The organism is Chryseobacterium indoltheticum, from assembly GCF_003815915.1.
Lineage (GTDB): Bacteria > Bacteroidota > Bacteroidia > Flavobacteriales > Weeksellaceae > Chryseobacterium > Chryseobacterium indoltheticum.
Window position 1 is genome coordinate 1,703,560 of record NZ_CP033929.1, and the last position, 22,105, is coordinate 1,725,664.

22 protein-coding genes are annotated in these 22,105 nt (G+C 35.1%); 6 read left to right on the plus strand and 16 right to left on the minus strand.

The features are described from left to right. Positions 1-327 precede the first annotated feature (327 nt). From EG358_RS08060 to dinB, 5 genes are all read right to left on the minus strand, one after another. Positions 328-795, minus strand: a complete 468-nt coding sequence (locus tag EG358_RS08060) for a hypothetical protein (protein WP_076561578.1) — start codon at positions 793-795, stop codon at positions 328-330. Between the two features lie 427 nt (positions 796-1,222). Beyond that, the gene (locus tag EG358_RS08065) at positions 1,223-1,696 is read right to left on the minus strand and encodes a hypothetical protein (RefSeq protein ID WP_076561579.1); all 474 of its coding nucleotides are present in this window, start codon (positions 1,694-1,696) and stop codon (positions 1,223-1,225) included. 504 nt (positions 1,697-2,200) lie between these two features. Continuing rightward, the gene (locus EG358_RS08070) at positions 2,201-2,476 is read right to left on the minus strand and encodes a hypothetical protein (RefSeq protein WP_076561580.1); all 276 of its coding nucleotides are present in this window, start codon (positions 2,474-2,476) and stop codon (positions 2,201-2,203) included. A gap of 32 nt (positions 2,477-2,508) precedes the next feature. Then, on the minus strand, positions 2,509-5,562 hold the full coding sequence (locus tag EG358_RS08075) for a DNA polymerase III subunit alpha (RefSeq protein ID WP_076561581.1): 3,054 nt from the start codon (positions 5,560-5,562) through the stop codon (positions 2,509-2,511). A 13-nt stretch (positions 5,563-5,575) separates the two neighbouring features. Further along, entirely contained in the window at positions 5,576-6,718 is a 1,143-nt protein-coding gene (gene dinB / locus EG358_RS08080; protein WP_076561582.1) for a DNA polymerase IV, read from the minus strand. A gap of 61 nt (positions 6,719-6,779) precedes the next feature. On the opposite strand from dinB, the gene EG358_RS08085 reads away from it, so the two are divergent. Both EG358_RS08085 and EG358_RS08090 read left to right on the plus strand, forming a co-directional pair. Next, entirely contained in the window at positions 6,780-7,541 is a 762-nt protein-coding gene (locus EG358_RS08085; protein ID WP_076561583.1) for a LexA family transcriptional regulator, read from the plus strand. Between the two features lie 50 nt (positions 7,542-7,591). Next, the gene (locus EG358_RS08090) at positions 7,592-8,266 is read left to right on the plus strand and encodes an alpha-ketoglutarate-dependent dioxygenase AlkB family protein (protein WP_228421407.1); all 675 of its coding nucleotides are present in this window, start codon (positions 7,592-7,594) and stop codon (positions 8,264-8,266) included. A gap of 232 nt (positions 8,267-8,498) precedes the next feature. On the opposite strand, the gene EG358_RS08095 is transcribed toward EG358_RS08090, so the two are convergent. From EG358_RS08095 to EG358_RS08115, 5 genes are all read right to left on the minus strand, one after another. Next, positions 8,499-9,125: a hypothetical protein gene (locus EG358_RS08095; RefSeq protein ID WP_076561585.1), complete on the minus strand. Its 627-nt coding sequence runs from the start codon at positions 9,123-9,125 to the stop codon at positions 8,499-8,501. After that, positions 9,122-9,793 carry a hypothetical protein gene (locus EG358_RS08100; RefSeq protein WP_076561586.1) on the minus strand — a complete coding sequence of 224 codons (672 nt, stop codon included), beginning with the start codon at positions 9,791-9,793 and terminating at the stop codon, positions 9,122-9,124. The genes EG358_RS08095 and EG358_RS08100 overlap by 4 nt, the downstream gene beginning before the upstream one ends. 2 nt (positions 9,794-9,795) lie before the next feature. Continuing rightward, positions 9,796-10,470, minus strand: coding sequence for a hypothetical protein (locus EG358_RS08105; RefSeq protein WP_076561587.1), 675 nt, complete (start codon positions 10,468-10,470; stop codon positions 9,796-9,798). A 318-nt stretch (positions 10,471-10,788) separates the two neighbouring features. Beyond that, complete coding sequence (locus tag EG358_RS08110; RefSeq protein ID WP_076561588.1) at positions 10,789-11,334, minus strand: peptidoglycan-binding protein LysM; 546 nt, start codon at positions 11,332-11,334, stop codon at positions 10,789-10,791. A 139-nt stretch (positions 11,335-11,473) separates the two neighbouring features. Next, on the minus strand, positions 11,474-11,836 hold the full coding sequence (locus tag EG358_RS08115; RefSeq protein WP_228421409.1) for an aldo/keto reductase: 363 nt from the start codon (positions 11,834-11,836) through the stop codon (positions 11,474-11,476). A 427-nt stretch (positions 11,837-12,263) separates the two neighbouring features. On the opposite strand from EG358_RS08115, the gene EG358_RS08120 reads away from it, so the two are divergent. Next, the gene (locus EG358_RS08120) at positions 12,264-13,607 is read left to right on the plus strand and encodes an exodeoxyribonuclease VII large subunit (RefSeq protein ID WP_076561589.1); all 1,344 of its coding nucleotides are present in this window, start codon (positions 12,264-12,266) and stop codon (positions 13,605-13,607) included. Between the two features lie 65 nt (positions 13,608-13,672). Here the strand turns inward: EG358_RS08120 and EG358_RS08125 are convergent, their stop codons facing one another. Then, a complete protein-coding gene (locus EG358_RS08125) occupies positions 13,673-14,317 on the minus strand; it encodes a cation diffusion facilitator family transporter (RefSeq protein WP_262487824.1) in 645 nt (214 codons plus the stop codon). Positions 14,318-14,833: 516 nt separating this feature from the next. Then, positions 14,834-15,241: a hypothetical protein gene (locus tag EG358_RS08130; RefSeq protein ID WP_076561703.1), complete on the minus strand. Its 408-nt coding sequence runs from the start codon at positions 15,239-15,241 to the stop codon at positions 14,834-14,836. Positions 15,242-15,812: 571 nt separating this feature from the next. Here EG358_RS08130 and EG358_RS08135 point away from each other — a divergent pair. From EG358_RS08135 to EG358_RS08145, 3 genes are all read left to right on the plus strand, one after another. Beyond that, positions 15,813-16,151: a hypothetical protein gene (locus EG358_RS08135; protein WP_076561590.1), complete on the plus strand. Its 339-nt coding sequence runs from the start codon at positions 15,813-15,815 to the stop codon at positions 16,149-16,151. 258 nt (positions 16,152-16,409) lie between these two features. Continuing rightward, positions 16,410-18,551, plus strand: a complete 2,142-nt coding sequence (locus EG358_RS08140) for a catalase (RefSeq protein WP_076561591.1) — start codon at positions 16,410-16,412, stop codon at positions 18,549-18,551. Positions 18,552-18,593: 42 nt separating this feature from the next. Further along, positions 18,594-19,760 carry a zinc-dependent alcohol dehydrogenase gene (locus tag EG358_RS08145; RefSeq protein WP_076561592.1) on the plus strand — a complete coding sequence of 389 codons (1,167 nt, stop codon included), beginning with the start codon at positions 18,594-18,596 and terminating at the stop codon, positions 19,758-19,760. Positions 19,761-20,074: 314 nt separating this feature from the next. On the opposite strand, the gene EG358_RS20025 is transcribed toward EG358_RS08145, so the two are convergent. The 4 genes from EG358_RS20025 to EG358_RS08165 form a co-directional block, all read right to left on the minus strand. Continuing rightward, positions 20,075-20,233 (minus strand): ATP-binding protein, encoded by a 159-nt coding sequence (locus EG358_RS20025; RefSeq protein ID WP_083677067.1) that lies wholly within the window; start codon positions 20,231-20,233, stop codon positions 20,075-20,077. A gap of 244 nt (positions 20,234-20,477) precedes the next feature. Continuing rightward, positions 20,478-21,089: a histidine kinase dimerization/phospho-acceptor domain-containing protein gene (locus EG358_RS08155; RefSeq protein WP_076561593.1), complete on the minus strand. Its 612-nt coding sequence runs from the start codon at positions 21,087-21,089 to the stop codon at positions 20,478-20,480. 314 nt (positions 21,090-21,403) lie between these two features. Further along, positions 21,404-21,598 carry a PAS domain-containing protein gene (locus EG358_RS20030; RefSeq protein WP_076561594.1) on the minus strand — a complete coding sequence of 65 codons (195 nt, stop codon included), beginning with the start codon at positions 21,596-21,598 and terminating at the stop codon, positions 21,404-21,406. 102 nt (positions 21,599-21,700) lie between these two features. Further along, positions 21,701-22,063: a response regulator gene (locus tag EG358_RS08165; RefSeq protein ID WP_076561595.1), complete on the minus strand. Its 363-nt coding sequence runs from the start codon at positions 22,061-22,063 to the stop codon at positions 21,701-21,703. Between the last annotated feature and the right edge of the window lie 42 nt (positions 22,064-22,105).

Below are 22,105 nucleotides of genomic sequence, written 5' to 3' on the forward strand. Positions count from 1 at the left end.
TAGCATACTGATTGGTCGCATTGTCCAATCTTAAATTGTGTTATGGAGAGATAATAGTGTCCGGCATTCCATAATAATATGAAATTTTAAAGAAAATTTAGTTTTTATTCTGCATTAGAAATTCAGATGAATTAAATAATTTAATCAAAAACTTTGATTTTATACTTTATTTGGATTTTTGAAAACAAATTTTCAATAAATTAAATGTACATAGAAGGAATCTATAATTATTATCGTTTTGGCATATAGTTTGTATATAAGGAAATACCAACATTCATCACTATGTTAATTGAAAATGAAAATCCTCAGCTTTACGTTGAGGATTTTTTAATTTTTACTGATGGCTTTTCTTTGTATGGGATTTAAATTTTGTATATCTGCAACTTCTTGGGAATTCAAGTTGAAATCTAAAATCTCCGGGTTATACAGAGGGTTGTCGATTCCCTTTAAATGATCATCGATAAATGATTCAAAATGTAAAACCCTGAATTCTTTTTTATATAACGTCGCTAATAAGGTGTTGACATCAACAATCAAGATTTTCTGTTTTCTATTTTCGATCCATATCGGTAAAGCAACTTTTTGACTATTATCACTCCATAACACAGGTCCCGCTGTCCAGTCATTAATTGTTACTATTTTGTCTTTGAAAGTTAAGTATGAAATTCCACCAAGAGGTGCGCCCATTGCAATTTCATTCAGTATTCCATATTCAATTCTATATTCTTTGTTTGGAGATAAAAGGTTTTTATCTGTATTGGAAAAATTCCAGGCTGTAATGATTTTGTCAGTCATAAGTTGAGTGGTTTGATCAGTTACTCATTTTATACATTATCGCATGCTCTCAAATATAATTTATTATAATATTGGATTGGTCTACACATAGATTTTAACCTTTATTTTTTATGAATGATTTGGTGAGGGTTTTAAATCGTACAGTTTTTTTGACAATTTGTATAATGATTAATACCTCGGGTTAAGTTACACTCTTTAAAATGCAGAATATTGATCTTCACAAATTGGATAACTATAGCTTAATACTTGGTATTTTTTTAAAATTGGTACATCACAAATGTTTTTTCTTAAGATTATTTTTAAAATTGGTACATCACAAATGTTTTTTCTTAAGATTAAACTCTCAAGGTTGTTGCCAATCCAATTTTGTAATTAATTCGAAAAAATTACACAATTTGTAAGGGTGGTACATAGTATGGTTTTATTGCTAAACTATGCGTTGCAAGAATTTTTTATTTATTTCTTCCTTTATATAATTTTCATCTTCTTGATTTAGAAAACCTAAAGGTGCATATTCCGTATATTTCTTTTTGAAATTTTCGACCAATTTATCATATACTTTATCCTTTTCAACATATGGGGAATGATAATGGTCAATTTTTTCAAATTCTCTTTCTACATCATTGAAAAATATTTGAAAGTAGATTCTGTCATTAATTTCTCTTTTCCAGTTTAGAAGCCAATTAATCTGACTTGCTATGGTGTTTGTATTTTCAGGATATCTCAAGTCTTGTTTTAAGAAAAAACGAGGATGACCGTTTGTAAACTTACAAACAAGATCATAATCTTTATCCATTCTTTTATTGAAATCTGAAAGATTGAGCTGAGCCATTTTTAAATTTTCTGCGTTTTTATCGATTGTTTCCTGAGGGATATCGTTTTCAAAAGAAATTATATTCACTGCTAAATATTTTAAATAATGTACTGAGCAAATTGTAGTCCGTTAGCTTTTTACTTTATAAGCTAATAACAAAATTTTTATTAAACAGTTGCCTTTGAGGCTATCTGATTTTCTATAGCAAATATATTCCGTTGTCTCTGCGGAAAAAAATCTTTTTGGGTATCCGTAATCGGAGATTACAAACCCTCCGCAAAAATATTTCAAGCTTTATCAATGGTCTTTCTTATTGTTTTCATGGAATTGATTGCAGTTTTCCTTGTGCCTGCCTGAATGGTAATCTGCATAGAAAAGTCAGAAACCTCACAAGATGCAACAAATGCAGTTCATTGAAATTTATATACTTATTAATCATCTTTATAAAACTCATCTTATTTGCAGGTATCACAATAATACCGACTATATCTTTTAGAAAAATCATTTAATTGACATTCTCTAATCTCTGCATAAAATGGGTTTTTTAAACAATTTTAAAATGATTAAATGGGTAATGGTTTGGAAAAGGCTTTAATCCTTCTTTCCATATGGAGAATTAATTTCTACAGCTTTATCGCAGAGAAGATAGGTAAAATATGATTTGTTTCCGGATTTTTCATCGGTGTAGATTTCACTGTCCCATTTGATAACCATTTCCCAGCTGTCCCACTTTCTCATTTTATGGACAAAAGGATTGAATGAACATTTGACCTCATAATGCTTTTTATTTTGATCACCTTCAAAACTGACAATTACTGAATTGTCATTCGGATCGGTTTCTTCAACGATGGTAGCTTTTAGTTTCATTTGAAAGTTTTTTGTTTACAGTTAATTTTTATTTATTGCATTTTTTGTCTTGGCAGTCCAATTTCGTGCTCTTGAGGATAGGGCTTTCTTTGCGTCATGCTGACATCTTCATGCAGTGTTCTGGCTGCTTCCAAGGATTTTTCTTTATCCATAGAATATCTTGGATCGGGTACAAACGGCATCTTTGCCATTTTGTGAATGGTAATCGTCGGAAAGTGAAAATCCACCTCAACGGTACCCAACAATAAGTAGCAGCCTCCGCCCTGAAATGGATACTCTTGGAGACAATTGGGAAAATGTGCTGTATCAAAATATTCGCCTTCTGCATCAATCCAGGTTCCGAAAAACATGGCTCCTCTTTTCGTGGGGACGTGTTTCCTGGAAATAAGGTAAGCGAGCATTTTGATCTGCTTCTTGTGATTTTTAACGAGATCTTTCGCCATTACCGTTCCCCTGTATTTGGTCTGTAACAGATCAAAAGGACTGAAAGAAACAGGAAAACCCAGAATCTCAATTTCATCAAATGCATCTTCAAAAGGATTTTTGATAATGACCGGAAGCTTGTATTCTTTTTGTGGTTCATCCAATAAGGTTGGATGTCTGAATGTTGATTCGTCATTCCCAAACAGGAACCTTGCCTGAATCAAAAGCTCATGCTTCTGTTTTCCTGTAAACCTGAAAGCACCGATAAAGATGAGGATCTGCAGGGTTTCAATTCCAATCGGTATCCTTTTGACGAAATTTTCCAGAGAAGTATATTCGCCGCTATTTCTTCTTTCTTCGGGAATCAGCATGGCGGTTTTTCCTTCTACTTTTTCAATGTGCATGAGTCCTAAATAAACATCTGTTCCATACACTGTTGTTTGACATTCGCTGAGGTTGACACAAGGGTTGTTGATGGTGGCTCCCGACATTTTCGCTTCATGAACATAAACTTCGGTTCTGTAAAATCCACCTCCATTGTTGATGGCACAGACCATAAACTCAATAGGGTAGTAGACTTTCAGATATAAACTCTGATAGCTTTCTACCGCATAAGAAGCCGAGTGAGCCTTACAGAAAGAATAACCTGCAAAGGATTCGATCTGCCGATAGACTTCTTTAGACAGTTGCTCAGGATGCCCGAGTTCTTGACAGGATTCAAAAAAATGGTCTTTTACCTTTTGCAATGCAGATAACGATCTTCCTTTACCGCTCATCGCTCTTCTCAGAACATCACCGTCCGCCGCTGACAAACCTCCGAAATGCAGTGCGATTTTAATCACGTCTTCCTGATAGACCATAATTCCATAGGTTTCGCCAAGTTCCTTTTTAAATACATCATGGAAGTATTCGAACTTTGTAGGGTTGTTGTGCCTGAAAATATACTCTTTCATCATTCCACTCTGCGCAACTCCTGGACGGATAATAGATGAAGCAGCGACAAGAGTCTTGTAGTCTTCACATTTCAGTCTTCTGAGCAGACCACGCATTGCAGGACTCTCAATATAAAAACAGCCGATGGTTTTTCCAATACTCAGATAACTATTGCATTTCTTCTCATTTTTTGAAATCGTCGTGTCTTTAATATCCACTGTAACCCCTCTTTTTTCTTTGATGAGTTCAACAGTATCTTTTATGGTTCCGAGTCCTCTTTGAGATAAAATATCAAACTTTTCAAAACCGATTTCTTCAGCTGTATGCATATCAAACTGGACAATCGGAAAACCTTTGGGTGGCATCTCCAATGCTGTAAAATTGGTAATGGGTTCTTCCGAAATTAAAATGCCGCAGGAGTGCATGCTTCTCTGATTCGGAAACTTTTCCAAAAGCTTGCCGTATTTATGCACCAATTTAAAAACTGAATTGTCGTCATGCTGATCCATTGACTTCGTAGCCAAAATATCCAATTCTTCTTTCGGTAAACCAAAAGCTTTTCCGACTTCCCTGAAAATGGACCGGTACTTAAATTCTACATTTGTTCCGCAAAATGCGACGTGTTCTTTGCCGTATTTATTGAAAATATATTCCAAAATGGTGTCTCTATTCCGCCAACTCCAGTCTAAATCAAAATCGGGTGGAGTCTTCCTGTTGAGGTTGAGGAATCTTTCAAAATACAGATCGAGTTCCAAAGGACAGATATCTGTAATTCCCAAACAGTAACTGACAATGGAATTAGCACCACTTCCTCTTCCGACATGCATAAAACCCATGTTGTTGCTGTACTGAACAATATCCCAGGTGATGAGGAAATAAGCACTGAATTTTAGGAATTCGATGACTTTTAATTCTTTCTCTACTCTTGCCTTGGCTTCCGAATGTTCTTTACCATATCTGGTTTCCAATCCCTCGTAAGCGAGTTTTGTCAACAGTCTAAAATCGCTCTCCCGGTTGCCTGTGTAATACTGCTTGTTTTTAGGGGTAGAAAAATCATAATCAAAACTACACTGGTCAATAATATCCGCTGTGTTCTGTATGATTTGAGGACAGTAACGGTATTGATTCAGCAGGTGTTTTTTATTGATAAATGTTTCGTTATCTCTGCAACAATCGTTATCAGTCAATTTACTGATCAGCGTATTGTTGTCAATCGCTCGTAAGATTTTGTGTAGATTATAATCCAGTTGGGTTGTGAATGTGACAGGATGCAGGATGACCATTTTGTGAATCAGCTTTTTCAAATCAGGCTTTACAAGATGATTCAATTCCTCAGGTCTGATTCCGACAAACTCATATTCCTGCAAAACTTCAGGAATGTTATGCAAAGGGTAAATGACAAAGGTATTTTCAAAAACTGGATTGTGTTTTGGAATTGCGATTCCGTCACAATTATAATGGGTCAACAAGCGGTTAATCTCTCCGACACTTTTTTGGTTTTTTGCTAAACAGATATAATAGAATTCGCTTTCGACTCTGATTTCAACACCAACAATCGGTTTAATATCATTGTCATTACAAAGTTTGAAAAAATCGTAGATTCCTGTAATGGTATTGATATCTGTAAGAGCCAAAGTTCTGACTTGATGATCGACGGCCTGCTGTACCAAATCCTGAAGAGAAATGGTTCCGTAACGAAGGCTGTGATAGGAGTGACAATTGAGAAACATAATCCTGTGTTTATTATCTTAAGAGTCCGGACGCTCTGCCCACACTTCCGGTTCCAAATCTGTTTTTGATCTTATCCATGGTCTGATACAAAGAGATCAATTCCTCTGTATCCTCAAACAAATCCATCTGATGACAACCGTGGACTAATCCTGTGAATTTGATCCCGATAAGTCGTATTCGCATTCTTCTTGTATAGACTTTTTTAAAAAGTTCGAGCACGTATTTAAGCAGAGTATGGTCTGCTGAGGTATAAGGAATTCTACACTGCTTGGTCTCTGTATCGAAATTGGAATAGCGGATTTTAACCGAGATCGTTGAAGTCAGCCATTTTTCCTGACGTAGCTGGAAAGCCAATTGCTCAACCATTCCCGATAAAACACTTCTCAGGTTCTGTACATCGATGGTGTCCTGAGAAAATGTATTTTCTGTGGATATTGATTTTCTTTCTGAATAGGGAACAATCGGAGTATCATCAATTCCATTGGCTTTTTTCCAAAGTTCAGTTCCGTTCTTACCGATCAGCTGATGTAAAACTTCAACCGGAGTTTCAGATAAAGTCTGAATGGTTCTTACTCCTAATCTTGACAATAGCTGAAAAGTCACATTTCCAACCATTGGAATTTTTTTGATGGAAAGGGGATTTAAAAATGGTTTAATATTCTGTTCCTGAATTTCCAATCTGCCGATCGGCTTGGATTCTCCGGTGCCGATCTTTGCTACGGTTTTATTGGTGGATAAAGCAAAACTTATAGGTAAACCGGTATTTTTTGTAACTGCATCCACGATTTCATTCGTCCACTGGTAGCACCCGAAAAATTTATCCATTCCGGACAAATCCAGATAAAATTCATCGATGCTCGCTTTTTCCAAAACGGGTACTTTTTCCTGAATTACTTCGGTTACCATATGCGACATTTTGGAGTACATATCCATGTCACCTTTGATGACTCTTGCTTCGGGACATAATCTTAATGCCATTTTGATAGGCATGGCACTTCGTACACCGAAAAATCTTGTTTCGTAAGAGCAGGATGCCACTACACCACGGTCTCCACCTCCTATGATCACAGGCTTTTTCTCCAATTCGGAGTTTTTCAACCGTTCACAGGAAACAAAAAACGTATCCAGATCCATATGCACTATCGCTCTTTCCATGGTGTAAAATTATTACGTTTTATAACAAAATATCGTATATTTGTTGCTATAATTTATAGCAATGTCAATTTTTTCAGAAAACATCAGGTTTTTAAGAGACAAAATGAAGGCATCCCAACAAAAGGTAGGAGATGAAATTTCGATCACGCGCGGAAGGTATGCGACTTATGAAGACGGAAGATCGGAACCGCCTATCGAACTGTTGGTCAAGCTTTCCAAATACTATAAAGTAAGTATTGATTTACTGCTGACCGTTGATTTGCGGAAGTATCCGCTGGATGATGTAGTCAACCTTCCCAACAACAGAATTTTGTTGCCGATGAAAGTTGATCATACAGGAGAAAACATAATTGAAATCGTTCCTCAAAAAGCAAGTATGGGATACCTCAGCGGATATAATGATCCTGAGTTTGTGGAGGGACTGCAGCATCTCTCGCTCCCTTTTTTAAGAAACGGAAAATTTCGGGCTTTTCCTGCCGATGGGGATTCCATGCCACCTTATAATGACGGAACGTATATCGTCGGAAAATATCTTGAGGATAAAAAGGATCTGAAAAAAGGTAAAACGTACATTTTCATTACAAAAGATGGTATTGTTTATAAAAGGTACTCCAAGCAAAATGATTTCGGAAGTTTCGTAAGTTCTGATAATTCTTTTTATGAACCATATGAAATCAAATGGTCTGAAGTTTACGAAATATGGGAATTTGCCTGCAGCATCAATACGAAAGAGCTGAAAGTGGAAAATATGGAATATCAGGAGATTAAAAATATGTTTGAGCAGTTAAGGTCTGAGATACGAAATTCAAAAACTAAAAGTTAATTTAAATATAAACACAAAAGCTTTCCCGTTGGGAAAGCTTAAAAACACAAATGATGATGAAAGTCCCATTGTGGGATAGGATAAAGTTAATAAAAAAAGTTTATAAAACAATGGGGCAACTCAGTTTATTCAGCGCAGAAGAATTCTATACTTTTCCAAAAGATCTGTTGGAGTTCAGAGAACATTTTTTAACATTAAAAGAGTCAGACGTGCTGTTCTCTCACCTTTTGGGCAATACTCCATGGAAGCAGAGAACTCAGACGATGTATGATAAGAAGGTATTGACCCCTCGTCTTACAGCTTGGTACGGAGACAGTGAGAAATCATATAAACTTGGAGGCAGTGAATTTGAAGTCAATGCATGGACACCGGAGTTGCTTTCTTTGAAGAAAAAGATTGAGCAGGTATTTGGCTACGAATTCAATTCTGTTCTTTTAAATCTATATCGGGATCATAACGATTCCGTAGCATGGCATAGAGATAAAGAAAGCAGATATGGTAACCGTCCGGTCATTGCATCTTTAAGTCTTGGAGAGACCCGGAAATTTGATTTCAGGAAATTAAATCACCATAACAGAAAACATAGCATTCCATTACCACACGGATCTTTACTCATAATGAAAGGTGATCTTCAGGAAAATTGGGAACACCGTATTGCCAAGTCAAGTTTGTTGATGAAAGAACGTATTAATTTGACTTTTCGCTTGGTGAGTGAAATTGCTTAATATTGCTGTTCATAAATCAGATATTTGATGATATGATATATTTATGAACTCAAATGAATTACTAACGTCCGTTTGATATTGTAAGATTTTATTTCGCAGGTATAGAAGAGTATTTAGGAAAAATGATATATTTAAAACATCAATTCGTCATCACCGAAAATGTTGAGTCTTAAATATCATTTTTTTTTCTGATATAGTTTGAAGATATCTATTATTAAATATTAGGATAACATTAGAACTTTTCACAAACCATCGTATAAAATAAATTGCTGGCATTCATATTTCTTGCTAAAAAGGTTACTCGATATAAATTAGTGTCACCAGGATAAGTAATATAATATTCTCCTAATGAATTATTAGTATATACAGTGTCCAGTGTTATCCAGTTATTGGCTGTGGTAAATACTGCTGTTAGATTTGATGAGACACTATTTGGTGTTGTAAAACTGTTAACATTACTATTTGCTCTTAGAATTCTTGTATAATATAATGTAGTGTTAGCTGGAGTAAGTAAACGCATTTGAGGCAGAGGTCCAGTTTCATATCTAAATTCCATTTTTCCACAATTCATAACACTTCCAATATTGGGTGAATTAGAAAAATAAACAATCTTTTTATTTTCTACCGCTAATTCTTGAATAGTAGCAAGGAGACTATTTTTATCCCAAGCATCAAGCTGACCATTTGCATCAGCAACAATTACTTTATTATAATTGCTGTCAGTACTCTTATCTGTTGTTGTACGAACTCTCAAGTCTCCATTAACATCTAATGTTCTACTAGGACTCGCAGTAGCAATACCAACTTGGGCATTAAAGATTGCACTAAAAAATATTGAAGACAAAATTAATTTTTTCATATTGACTGAACATAAAATTTTTCACAGATTAAACTGTATGTAAATAATGTACTAGTATTACTAACTCGAGTGAGTGTAATTCTATAAAGACTATTTTGTTTCGGTGGCACTATTGTATAAATTCTTACTGAACCGCTAGCAGAAGAAAAAAGTGTAGTATCCAAAGTTTGATAGGTAGAAAAGTTAGCATTAGTAAAAATAACATTTCTATTAACAAAATTATATGTATTATCTACCCAGCGTTTAATTCCGTATCCTATATTAATTGATGTTGCATTAGAATTAGTAACAAACATGGTCGATGAATTAAATTTAAATTCTGCGGTATTTGAATTATTTATTCTAAATGTTATATCTCCACACGAGCATTCTTTTGTATTATCCGGTACAGCAGCATTGTATATTGATCGTCTAACTTCAACATTGTTAGTACTGGTCTGAGGAACAGAATGTATATTAATGTAATCTACATCTCCTGTAGTATTGTTAACGGCCACAATTCGATCATATGATGTTGAATTGGTAACATTATTTGCAGTTGTAACTCTCAAATTACCATTTACATCAAGTTTTCGAGTGGGATTTTCAGTATCAATTCCAATATTTTGATTTTGTGCCGAAATAGAAGCAAAACAAATTGAAAATATAAATAAAAAAATATTTTTCATAATTAAAATTTTTCACATGCAGCCGCAAAATCCCATGAATCAACTCCTGTATTCTGCTTTACTCGATAAATGGTTAATCTGTAAAAATCTGCATCATTAGGGTATTGGAAATGCATTATATTCTGTTCATAATCAGCTAAATTTGCACTTGCAAATTCTTGATTAACATTCCAAGTTGACGTAGTAAAGGTAAATGGTACATTAGCAGCCTCTGTGGGTGTCTTACCTTGATAAAATTGATATCCATTTACAGTATAGTTCTGCTCCATACTCATATAAATATCAACTGTAGCATTGGGATTTTCTGCTAATCGGAAACTAATTCTTGATTCCGCCGTATTACCAAAAAGAAATAAAAACTTTCCACATTTTAAAGTTTTTGTCGGATCTCCATTTCCAGTTGGCATATTATACAATAAACTATATGTCTCTTTATTAGAACTACCTGGTGTAACACCTGGTTGTAAACTAGCTTTTGTTGTATAATCTATATTTCCATTACTATCACTTACTAAAATTCGATCATATGATGAAGTTTCTGACTTATTGATCAATCCTCTTACACGCAAATTACCAGAAACATGTAGCTTTCTTGTTGGTAAATTAGTATTAATACCTACTTGGGCACTAATAAAATTAGATAATAAAAAAAATAAAATAAAATATTTGAATGACATAAAATTATTTTTGCAAACTTAGTATTATTTTAGTAATTATAAAGAATTTATATTAAAATTAATAAAACAACATAATTTTCATTAGAAAATCGAGTTTTTTTTAAGATTATTTTTAAGTGATTCGTCGTATTTCTGACTCTGCAGGATTATTGCTTTCAATTCTCAGCTTAAAAAATTTCACATATTCAGTTCTGATAGATACTTATTCCCGAATTTTGAATTTTCTCTATATCGTTATTAATACTTACAAAATCAAAGGCCTCCTTTAAGAAGCCTTCGAACACCAAATCACAAAATATTAATATGAAAAAAAAAATATTATAAAGCAGTCGCTGTATACGTAACTGTTTGCGTATAAGTTCCTGCTGGTTTACCTAAGATATCTGAAGATGATGATTTCGCTGCAGGAATTGTATAATCCAAATTCAATGTTAATGCACTCCCAAGCGGAGCATTTGTAACTAAATTTTGATCAGTTGCAGATAAAACGATAGTGTTTTTTGTTCCGCCCATTGTTCCGGCAGCTGAAGCAGCTTTGATTGTTAAAACATTTACAGGGATCAAGTTGGTTCCATTCATGAAATTAGCACCTCCTGCTTTTACTTTTACATTAAAATTCTTTGTTGAAGTAACTTTTAAAGAATTTGCTTTATTAATTGTTTGATCAGAGTTATAGTCTGCTGCAGTAGTATAGTTAAAGTCAACAGTATTACCAATTGCAGTACTTCCTGCATCGATAGAAATTACATCGTTCAGGGTAATGTTTACTGTTGTGGTAGCGGTTGTATTTTGAGCCTGAACATTGTTAGTTCCTAATATGATTGCTGCGATAGTTAAGACTGCGGTTGCTATTTGTTTTGTCATGATCGTATTTTTTATTTTTTTATTCTTACTTAGTTATCCTCTTTTGAACAATACAAATCTACGGCAGTGATAAATGTTTCTTTGTAGTGAAAAATGGAACTTCATGTAGTAAAATAACTACAAGGATTAATTATTTGGTTTAAATAGAAAAGCCCTCAACACTTTCAAAGTGTTGAGGGCGTATTTCAATTCCCAGACGGGTAAGAGAATAGTTGACAAAATTCTTTATTGCAACGGGACGTAAATCTAATCCTATCCACTGACCATTGTGAAAGATAGCACCGAATTTTACACTGATAAAAGCATCGTCACGTCTTCCTTTGATGGCTTTGCCAATTAGCATTTCGTTGTGACCGGCGCCGTAAAAGTCTCCTATATTTAGAAAATTAATCCCATTATCCAAAGCTTCATTGATTGTAGCGATACTTTCTGTTTCGTCAGGTGTGGGACCGCCCCAGATTGAGGACATTCTCATGCAGCCTAAACCAAGACTGGAAACCAAAGGACCGTTTTGTCCCAGATGAATTTTTTTAATTGATGATATTTGATTTGTTTTTAATTATGATACAAAGATCAATGTTTATTTAGGTTAATACTTTCGTGTACGGCTCAAATTACTTGTCTGTATAGCTCATTTGTTTTATCAAAAGATTATTAATGGAACACCTGTATTGAAATGAAACGATTTAGAAATCAATTATAGAAAAAGCGAAAGAAAAGATATCTATCACAAATCTTTGATGTTCGTAAATAGCTTATGAACTGGGATCTGAATATTCGCAATCATTTAGCAAATTGTTCAATACCAAAACAAAAATTTTGCCTTTGGAATCCTAGGGTCTTTTAATTGATTGTTACAAATTATATGATGTAATCCCCAATAAGCAATATCTTTGTATCCGATCTTGATCTAAATGATCATCTTATCAATGGAGGACAACGAAGTAACTTATCCGGTCTATTCGCCGGCATCAGTAATAGGTATCTTCAGTAATGCACTGAAGCTGAATGCAACGGTCAATTTGATCTATCTGAAGGGTAGATATGCTTATGGTGGTGGCAAATCCTACGGGAACTATTATTATGACCTTTTGTTCTCAGAAGGTGATAACACTTCGATAGGGATTCGTATTTCTTCTTTGTTCAGGAGTAAGATCACCAATAATGAAGTGTATACGCTCAGAGGCTTTATTGAGAAGAGCATTAAGAATTCTTCGATTGAACTGCGTTTTGTCGTTGATGAAATTGTTCAGCAGGAAGAAAGGTCAATTTCTGAAGAAGAACTCCAAAGATATGGGCTGATTCAGAAAAAACTGGAGACAGGATCAAAAGACCCTGAAACCCTTATCAGGGATAAGATGCTCAAAGATGAAAAGGTCAGGGTCGCTAACATTTATGGAAATAATGCGATTGTCCAGAAGGATTTTTTTGAAGGACTGGATGTTTCAAGAAAATATTTTGATATTTCAGATCATAGTTGCAATATCACTTCTTCCACGGCGATCATATCCAAATTGAAGGAAATTTCAGCATTGGATTATGATATTGTTGCATTGGTAAGGGGAGGAGGTGACAGACAGAGTATGGAAACTTTTAATGACCTGAGCTTATCCGAATTATTTATTTCTATGAAACCGATTACGGTTACTGCCATCGGTCATACGGTAGATGAAACATTATTGGATAAACTGGCAGACAAGCGTTTTCATTTACCACATGATTATGGTGCAGGATTGCATACCATTGCTGAAAAATTATCCCACGAAAGATCCAATTCAAGGGCCCTCCTCATTGATGAGGTCAAAAAAGATGTCACCAAGCAGTTTTCGGAACAGGTAGAAACTTTAGAAAAACAGTTGAAGAAGAAGAATGAAGAATTCACTGAAGCTCAGAAAACTTATAAAGAGCAGGTAGACAACCATAACAAAACCTTTACAGACCAACTGAAAGTTAGAAACGAGGAATTCCAAAAGCTTCAGGTGACTTCAGGCAAACAACTGGAAGATATTCAGAAGAATTTTCAGGAGCAGCAGAAACAACGCCAGGCAGAAATGGAAAGCTACAAAAAAGAGATTGCTGCGTTGCACGAAAAAAATGTCCAGTTGGCCATCAATGAAAGGACTGCTTCTTTAAAGGTTGATCTGGAAACCTTAAAAAAGGAAAATATAAGACTGAATCAGGAAATCCTAGGCAGCAAAACCGATTATGTCAAGATTATTATTGTATTTGTTCTTGCATTGATTATCGGATTTATATTAGCAAAGGTCTTTTAATAGCTCACCGTATCTTGGATACGGTTGTCCGTGGAACGAAAAATCCCAAAGTCTGATGGTATAAATTATTCCGGCTGAATAATGACAAAATGAACCAATGGAAATTCTCTTTTTATATTTTCACGAATACGCTTTATGGCCTCGGTGATCTCTTCCGTATCAAGATGGTCTTCAAAATCAATGATGAGCATCAGTACAACTTCCTCCGGTGACTGATAGGTAGATAGGATACTTTTTGTTTTGACCACAGCGATATCTTTCTCAGCCAGTTTCGCGATCTTTTCTCTCGTTTCGGGTGCTATCCCTTCACCCATTAATAAGCTTCTGCTTTCTCTGGCAAGAATAAAAGAGACAAATACTAGGATCAATCCTACAATGACTGATGCAAGCCCATCCAATTCCGGAATCTGAAATGAATGGCTAAGCCCCATCAATACCATCACCACGAGAAGACCTGCCACTGCCGCACCGTCTTCAAAAACAACGAGAAAGCTTGCAGGATCTTTACTTTTGATGATGGCATCCCACCATTTCATACCATTACGGGTCTTATTAAATTCTTTGACGGCGATAAACAGGGAAGTTCCTTCAAAAATAAGGGAGAGCACTAAAACGAGGTAGTTCCAGAACGGATTTTTCATCACTTCAGGTTCTATGATGTGCGAAATTCCCTGATAGATAGACAGAGCCCCACTAGGACCAAATATCAATATATAAACGACAACGACCAGAAATAGAACTCCTTGCCATAGCCGAAAGGATGCGATTGATTTGCCGGTTTCATGCTCCTTTTCAATCCATACAATAATAACAGCTCGTTCTTGACTGTTTCTGCAATATAAAATGCTCGTTCTAACATCTTTTTACCTTTGTAAGAAGACTAATGTGATGATATCAGATAATTTGTGCAAGTGACACTTGCACAAATTGTATTTCAGATCTTGCAAGCGGCACTTGCACGATTGGAAATTGGGGATATGCTTCTGTAAAGCTTTTCATATATTTAAGGTTACGCACCTAAAATCCTTTACTAACAGGAAAATTAATTCTTAAATCTCCAGCTAAAAGATCTATAACTTTGCTGCCCAACCATTTCCTGTTGTTTTTCAATGATTGAATTTCCGATCTCCCAATATAGGGTAAGCATTTCGGAATTAACCTTTAAAGCAAAATAAAAAAACAAAACACATCGAATTTTGCCTTTAGTATCAATATATGAATTGATGTTATTTTATTTTATCATAGATAAATTTGGTGACAAGAGCACCGAAAAGATAGTAACCAATTGTCAAAGCTTTCTTTTTATTGGTTCCTGCAACAGGTTTTTCATTAAGACCCATTTTTTTTGGAAGCAGAATAGCTCCGGCACCCGCTAATAGCCCAGATGTCAGATCATTTTTTGTTGCTGTGGTAGCGTAATACACTCCATTGCTTACAATATCACTAACTAGAGTGGCGGCATATAGACTTTTTTCTGCGGTAAAATTAATCGGAGTGTTATTCGTAAATTTTAAGAGTGCTTCCTCTCCCACTTCATTGATTTTCGGAACGTTGTCGAAGTTTTTTCTGATGGTTTCGTGGAGGATATTCAGTGCTATTGCTCCGCCTAATCCTGCTAATATTTTCTTATACATATTATTGAATTTTATAATTGTAGTGTTTAGCATAATTTACAAGAATTGTGCCTATACAATTGTTTTTGTTAGAGTATTTTTTAAATAATAATGCGACTCATTCAAATCATATAGAATTATATAAACTAATCATAAATAGGCATTATGTTTGTTATAACTTTGATAAATCACCAAATTATCCGTTATATGAAATTATTAATTACTTCTTCCTTAGCTGCAGGATTTACGCTTTTTGGAGTTGCAAAAACGAGTCGAAGACAACTTCAACAAACACTGATACAATCAATACGGCGGAGAATATGGATGAAATACCAACTCCAGCTCCTGTAGATACTTAGTGGCGGCTCCAAAATTCGACACAGCTTTTATGAAAAACGATTCTGCAAAGACAGTCAGATAAATTCAGATCGTTTTAATTATAATTTTTCTCAGTTTTAAATTTCTTCTGAAATAAACTATTAATATTTCGAATATGATTGATTCGGAAAATTTATTGTCCGATAAAGTTTGTTAGGTTTTAAGGTATTTGTAATCTTTTAAAATTATCAATTACAAAATTGATATTCAGGATTTGGTTCCTGTCAATAAACAAGGTTCAGAAAATGATGTTTCTGCATTTTTGATTTGTGAATCGGAGACGGAAGAATTTGATCAGTTCAAAAAGCTTTCAAATAATCTTTTGAATATCAATGATTGGAATGTAATAGCGGGAAAAAATCCTGTTGAATCTTATATTGATAATAAAAATCAGTCTCAATTGATACAGGAAAATGATTTGGCCAAAATTAAAATTCCCAAAAAGGAAAATAAAATGAGAAATGGTTTTGCTTGGGTGCAAGTACAAAAAATTCAAATAATAGAAACTGAAGATCTGAAAATAATTGTACTTCAGATGAAACCACATTCTTGACCGGAAAATTCAGAGAAAAGTACCGCACATTTTTATATAGAAGGGACAAGCACTTTTATTATCACTAAAAAAGACAAGATTATACAATTCAGCATTCATGGAAGAAATGAAATTCCTAATGAGAAAAGGTGGTATTCTTCAACGCTTTGCGAAATCTTTTGTAACCGGCGGAGGAATATTCGGAGGAAGGAAGTACAATTGCAGGATTTCGCAGAAGAATTTATTAAACATTAAATTAAAATAAACCAATAATATAATATGGATAAGAAAAATTTACAAAACAATGGCAAGCTCGATCAGCTTCAAGATCACACCACTGATAATCAGGATACAAAACTGACCACCAATCAGGGATTAAAAGTAAATAACAATCAGGATTCTTTAAAAACAGATGAAAGAGGTGCAACTTTGCTCGAAGATTTTATTCTGAGAGAAAAAATCACCCATTTTGACCACGAAAGAATTCCTGAAAGAATAGTTCACGCAAGAGGTTCTGGTGCGCACGGAGTTTTCAAACTGAATAAAAGTTTAGCAAAATATACAAAAGCAAAATTTTTAAATGAAGTTGGAAAAGAAACACCTGTTTTTGTGAGATTTTCTACCGTTGCAGGTGGCGCAGGAAGTACCGATTTGGCAAGAGATGTAAGAGGTTTTGCCGTGAAATTTTATACCGAGGAAGGAAATTACGATTTGGTTGGAAATAATATTCCCGTATTCTTTATTCAGGATGCAATGAAATTTCCGGATTTGGTACATGCCGTAAAACCAGAACCCGATAATGCAATTCCGCAAGCGGCTTCTGCACACGATACTTTTTGGGATTTTATTTCTTTAATGCCCGAAAGTATGCACATGATTATGTGGGCAATGAGTGATCGTGCAATACCGAGAAGCTACAGAATGATGGAAGGTTTTGGTGTGCATTCATTTAAATTTGTTAACAGTGACGGAGCGGTTCATTTTGTTAAATTCCATTTTAAACCGAAATTGGGAGTGCATTCGGTAGCTTGGACGGAAGCACAGAAAATCTCTGGAACAGATCCTGATTTTCACAGAAGAGATCTTTGGGAATCTATTGAAAATGGTGCATTTCCTGAATGGGATTTTGGTGTGCAGATAGTTCCTGAAGAAAACGAATTTGATTTTGATTTTGACCTTCTTGATCCCACAAAGATTATTCCCGAAGAGTTGGTTCCTGTAGAACTTGTAGGAACTTTAACTTTAAACCGAAATCCGGATAACTTTTTTGCAGAAACAGAGCAGGTTGCATTTCATCCTGGACATTTGGTTCCGGGAATCGATTTTTCGAATGACCCGCTTTTACAGGGAAGATTATTTTCTTATACAGATACCCAATTGTCAAGATTAGGTTCGCCAAATTTCCATGAAATTCCAATCAACAGATCAATTAATGAGGTTCATAATAATCAGCGCGACGGTCATATGAGACAACAGATCGTGAAAGGAAAGGTGAGTTATGAACCCAATTCTATCGGTGGAGGCTGTCCTTTTCAGGCTATGATGAAAGATGGAGGATTTACCACGAACAACGAGCGGGTAAACGGTCAGAAAATAAGAGCGAGAAGTAAGAGTTTTGTAGATCATTATTCTCAGGCAAAATTATTTTTTAACAGTCAGTCTGAACCTGAAAAAACACACCTTCAGAATGCACTTGTTTTTGAGCTTTCAAAGGTTACAATTCCTGAAATTAGAGAAAGAGTAGTCGGACAGTTGAATTTTATTGATAAAAACTTAGCTTCTCATGTTGCTGAAAAAGTTGGAGTTAAGGTTAAAAAATTAAATAATCCAAATGGAAGTATTCCTGCAGATGCAGATCCTGCAAGCTTGCAAAGTGAAGAAAGAGAGCCTTCAACGAAAAGCTCAGAAGCTTTAAGCATGGAAAATACGGTGAAAGATACTATTGAAAGTAGGATTATCGGTTTCATTATGGCAAACGGAGTAAATACTCAAGCAGTAAAATCACTGAAAAATAAACTGGAAAGCAAAGGTGCTGTTGTACAATTTATTGCTCCAAGTGTGGCTCCGGTTGTTGCAGATGATAAAACTTCATTCGAACCGAAACATTCTATTTCGAGTGTTGCAAGCGTAAGTTTCGATGCATTATTTATTTGCTCAGGAGAAAAATCTGCACAACAATTGATGCAGCCGGATTTGAAACCTATTCTTACAGAATTTATCAACGAAGCGTATAAACATTGTAAGGCGATTTATTTTGGGAAGGATACTGATGATATTTACAATGCAACCAACATTGCCAAAAAGAAACACGAAGATCGAGCGATTGTAAATTCAGGAAAAGATTCTGACGATCAGTTTATCTCAGCAATTGCTGCTCACAGAGTTTGGGATCTTGAAAAAGACCGTAATTCTATGGCATAAGTTTAGATATTATTTTATAAAACCAAAATCAAATTATATTTTATGAAAGCAGCAGTTTTTCACTCACCGGGCAAAATCACTTGTGACACAATTGATGATCCGAAAATAGAAGATCAGAACGATATTATTTTAAAAGTCACTTCCACAGCAATCTGTGGGAGTGATCTTCATATGTATTCCGGCGGAATTCCTCAGGCTCGTCCGATGGTTATGGGACATGAGTTTATGGGAGTCATTGAAGATGTGGGCAAAAATATTACCCATTTAAAAGTTGGCGACAGAGTAGTTGTACCATTTCCGATTGCTTGTGGAGGATGTTATTTCTGTAATCACGATCTTCCGGGAGCTTGTGAAAATTCAAACCCGGATCATTATGGTCCCGAAGGTGGGATTTTAACAGAAAAGGGAGGCGGAATGTTCGGTTACAGCGATCTTTACGGAGGTTATAATGGCGGGCAGGCGCAATATGTACGAGTTCCTTACGCCAATTTCGGACCGAGAAAAGTTTCTGAAAGTCTTACTGATGATCAGGCTTTATTCTTAACAGATATTTTTCCGACAGGATATACCGGAGTAATGTGGGCTGATTTAAAAGGCGGAGAAACGGTAGCAATTTTCGGAGCAGGACCCGTTGGATCTATGGCTGCTAAAAGTGCAATTCTTCATAATGCTAAAAAAGTGATTGTGATCGATACGCTTCAATACAGATTGGATCAGATTAAAAAATTGACAGGTTGTGAAACAATTTTATGGAAAGATGCTGAACAAACCGTTGACGAAATTAGACAAATGACTGATGGAAGAGGTGCCGATGTTTGCATCGATGCAGTTGGTTTTGAACCGGATCGTAATTTATTAGATAAAGCAAAAGCAGTGGTTAATTTTGAAAAGGGTTCCATAAAAGTTTTAGATGCTTGTATGAGCGGAGTAAAACGTGGCGGATTTGTCTCTATTCTCGGAGTTTATCCTATGAATTATGACAATTTCAGAGTCGGGCAAATGTTTGACAAGGGAATCACTTTAAAAGCCGGGCAGTCACCTGTACACGCAATCATTGATAAACTAATGAAATATGTTGAGACAGGTCAGGTAAAATTGGATGATATTATCACACACCGACTTTCTTTGGATGAAGTCTCAAAAGGATATGAGATTTTTGATAAAAAAGAAGATGGATGTGTAAAAGTTGTATTAGATCCTTGGAAATAGGATAATACACTATTAAATTCTAATGTATCTGTATATTGACATTCTAAAAAACATCAATGCACAGATACATTTTTTATGCAACATATTATTGCTCTATAAATACTGATGCGATTCTGTGGTTAAGCGTATCACTCCAACTTCACAACCAGACCTTCTCAACCTTTATAATCACAAACTTATCAAAAAATCCCTTCTTCTCCCAAGGCGGATTTTCGAAGAATTGTTATTGGAGAATCAAAAAATTAAGCGATGACTAACGGTAAAGAAAAAACAAAATCAGAACCTTTACCCTCTTCGCTGTAAACTGTAATGGTTTATTGATGGCTGATGATTTCTGAACATATATAAAGCCCTATACCAAAACAGGACACTGAATTCCTAATATCACGTTCTGCTCTGTAATATAGTTCAAAAATTTGCTTTGCATCTTCTGCCTCAATGCCTATACCATTATCTTTTACGCTGAAATGCACAAATTCGTTTTATAAAATAGAGGAGACCGTTATGGTGCTCCCTTGAGGAGAATATTTTATGGCGTTACCAATCAGATTTTGAATCACTTGACTGATCTTATTTCTTTCAGTACTTATTTTCACGGATTCAATAGGATGAAAAATAAGATGGTGGCTGTTATTTGTCGTGTTGAATTCTTCTTCAACTTCTTTTACCAAGATAGATAAATCAAAACGTTTCCCTGTGAATATGTATCTTTCCTGCTTATAGCCTAGAAATGTACAAAAACCCATTAATCATGGCCGTCATTTTTGTAATCTGTTGATCGGTTTTATCTAACATATTCGAAACAACATCTTCATTGGTTTTTTCGAATTTTCGATGCATTAATTGGATATAGGCCTTAATCGAAGTAAGAGGTGTTTTCAATTCATGACTGACCATAGATATAAAATCATTTTTACGCATTTCATCCGGTTTTTTCTCGGTAATCTCGTGGAAAACGCCTGTAAAATAATTTTTACCATCTCGTTGATGAACTTCACCAATGGCACGTACCCACTTTATCTTCCAATCATGGTACTCAATAATCTGATGTTCCATATCAAAACGAGTTCCTTCACAAAATGCACGCTTGACTTGATTGACTACGAACTGGCGAAAATCGGGATGTATTTGATTGATTGCCGATTGGTAGGGCATAGGCTCGTCTGGATAAAAGCCAAAAAATTCCTCTAGTTTTGGTGATGCGCTAAATGTTCGGTCGTCAGCAGTAATTTGAAATGTTCCTAATCCAGCTGCATCAACTGCCATTCTTAAATGCTCTTCTGCACGTTTGATCTTCGCACTTGCAAGATACTGATCAGTAATATCCATAACAACCCCTATGAAAGCTAAAAAATCCCCTGAAGGATCTGCCCGAAGATTACCTATCGCATGTAGCCATCGAAGACGTTTATCATGATGTCCGATAACAGGATAAGTGACATTGATTCTTTCTCATGCATTTATGCGTACCATGGCTCATATCCATTATCCAACAATCTTCTTCCGATTGCCTCCTCCCATGACTTACCCCACATACGGTAATCAAGATCAAATACGTACAGAAGATCAGGCGTCGTCGAAGTGTTTCATATAATCTTCTCTGCTGATCAGAGTTAATTTTTTCTATTAATAAAGCATCTTCTTTACTTTGGATAATATCCTTTGCCAGTCCGATCAATAAGATTATTGCTAGTATCCAATATGGGTATCGCCTTGGAATAGGTCCAGCCAGGGGTACCATCTGCTCTCAATACCCTGTGCTCGAGCTCAAATATTTTTTTCTCAGGTATACATTCTTCAATTGTAGCATTTACCAATGTAAGGTCATCAGGATACACATTATCCGATCTCCAATCTGTTTTGGGAGCATCTGCATCTTTTTAAAAAGCCTCTTCCGTCTTTTTTTATATGTATAGCGCATTAAGTTCTGAAAAATGATATTATGATAAATATTTGTTCACAATAGTTTCAAGATCATCAATATCAAAGGGCTTTCTAAGATAATCATTTGCTCCAGATGTATTTTTAATTTTAGCAATATTTGTAGTGGCACTAACTAAAATCACTGGAACTTTATTGAATTTTTGATTGTTTCGTAATGTTTTTATTGCTTCTGCACCTCCAATTTCTGGAATTAAATAATCCATCAATATAAGATCAGGTTGAAAAGTACTTACACATTCTACAACATTATTTGATGACTGAGATACTTCCACCTCATATCCTCCTTCTGTAAAGATAATTTGCAAGACATCAAGAAGCGGAACGTCATCATCAAAAATAAGTATTCTTTTTCTGTCCATAGAGAAATAGATTTGAAAGTTATTAGAAAAATCTTTATATAG

Coding starts and splice junctions, on each gene's coding strand:
- EG358_RS08120 (WP_076561589.1), top strand. CDS start 12,264: ATGGAGGACAACGAAGTAACTTATCCGGTCTATTCGCCGGCATCAGTA.
- EG358_RS08110 (WP_076561588.1), bottom strand. CDS start 11,334: ATGACAAAACAAATAGCAACCGCAGTCTTAACTATCGCAGCAATCATA.
- EG358_RS08155 (WP_076561593.1), bottom strand. CDS start 21,089: ATGGATATTACTGATCAGTATCTTGCAAGTGCGAAGATCAAACGTGCA.
- EG358_RS08105 (WP_076561587.1), bottom strand. CDS start 10,470: ATGTCATTCAAATATTTTATTTTATTTTTTTTATTATCTAATTTTATT.
- EG358_RS08085 (WP_076561583.1), top strand. CDS start 6,780: ATGTCAATTTTTTCAGAAAACATCAGGTTTTTAAGAGACAAAATGAAG.
- EG358_RS08100 (WP_076561586.1), bottom strand. CDS start 9,793: ATGAAAAATATTTTTTTATTTATATTTTCAATTTGTTTTGCTTCTATT.
- EG358_RS08165 (WP_076561595.1), bottom strand. CDS start 22,063: ATGGACAGAAAAAGAATACTTATTTTTGATGATGACGTTCCGCTTCTT.
- EG358_RS08140 (WP_076561591.1), top strand. CDS start 16,410: ATGGATAAGAAAAATTTACAAAACAATGGCAAGCTCGATCAGCTTCAA.
- EG358_RS08145 (WP_076561592.1), top strand. CDS start 18,594: ATGAAAGCAGCAGTTTTTCACTCACCGGGCAAAATCACTTGTGACACA.
- EG358_RS08070 (WP_076561580.1), bottom strand. CDS start 2,476: ATGAAACTAAAAGCTACCATCGTTGAAGAAACCGATCCGAATGACAAT.
- dinB (WP_076561582.1), bottom strand. CDS start 6,718: ATGGAAAGAGCGATAGTGCATATGGATCTGGATACGTTTTTTGTTTCC.
- EG358_RS08130 (WP_076561703.1), bottom strand. CDS start 15,241: ATGTATAAGAAAATATTAGCAGGATTAGGCGGAGCAATAGCACTGAAT.
- EG358_RS08075 (WP_076561581.1), bottom strand. CDS start 5,562: ATGTTTCTCAATTGTCACTCCTATCACAGCCTTCGTTACGGAACCATT.
- EG358_RS08060 (WP_076561578.1), bottom strand. CDS start 795: ATGACTGACAAAATCATTACAGCCTGGAATTTTTCCAATACAGATAAA.
- EG358_RS08090 (WP_228421407.1), top strand. CDS start 7,592: ATGATGATGAAAGTCCCATTGTGGGATAGGATAAAGTTAATAAAAAAA.
- EG358_RS08095 (WP_076561585.1), bottom strand. CDS start 9,125: ATGAAAAAATTAATTTTGTCTTCAATATTTTTTAGTGCAATCTTTAAT.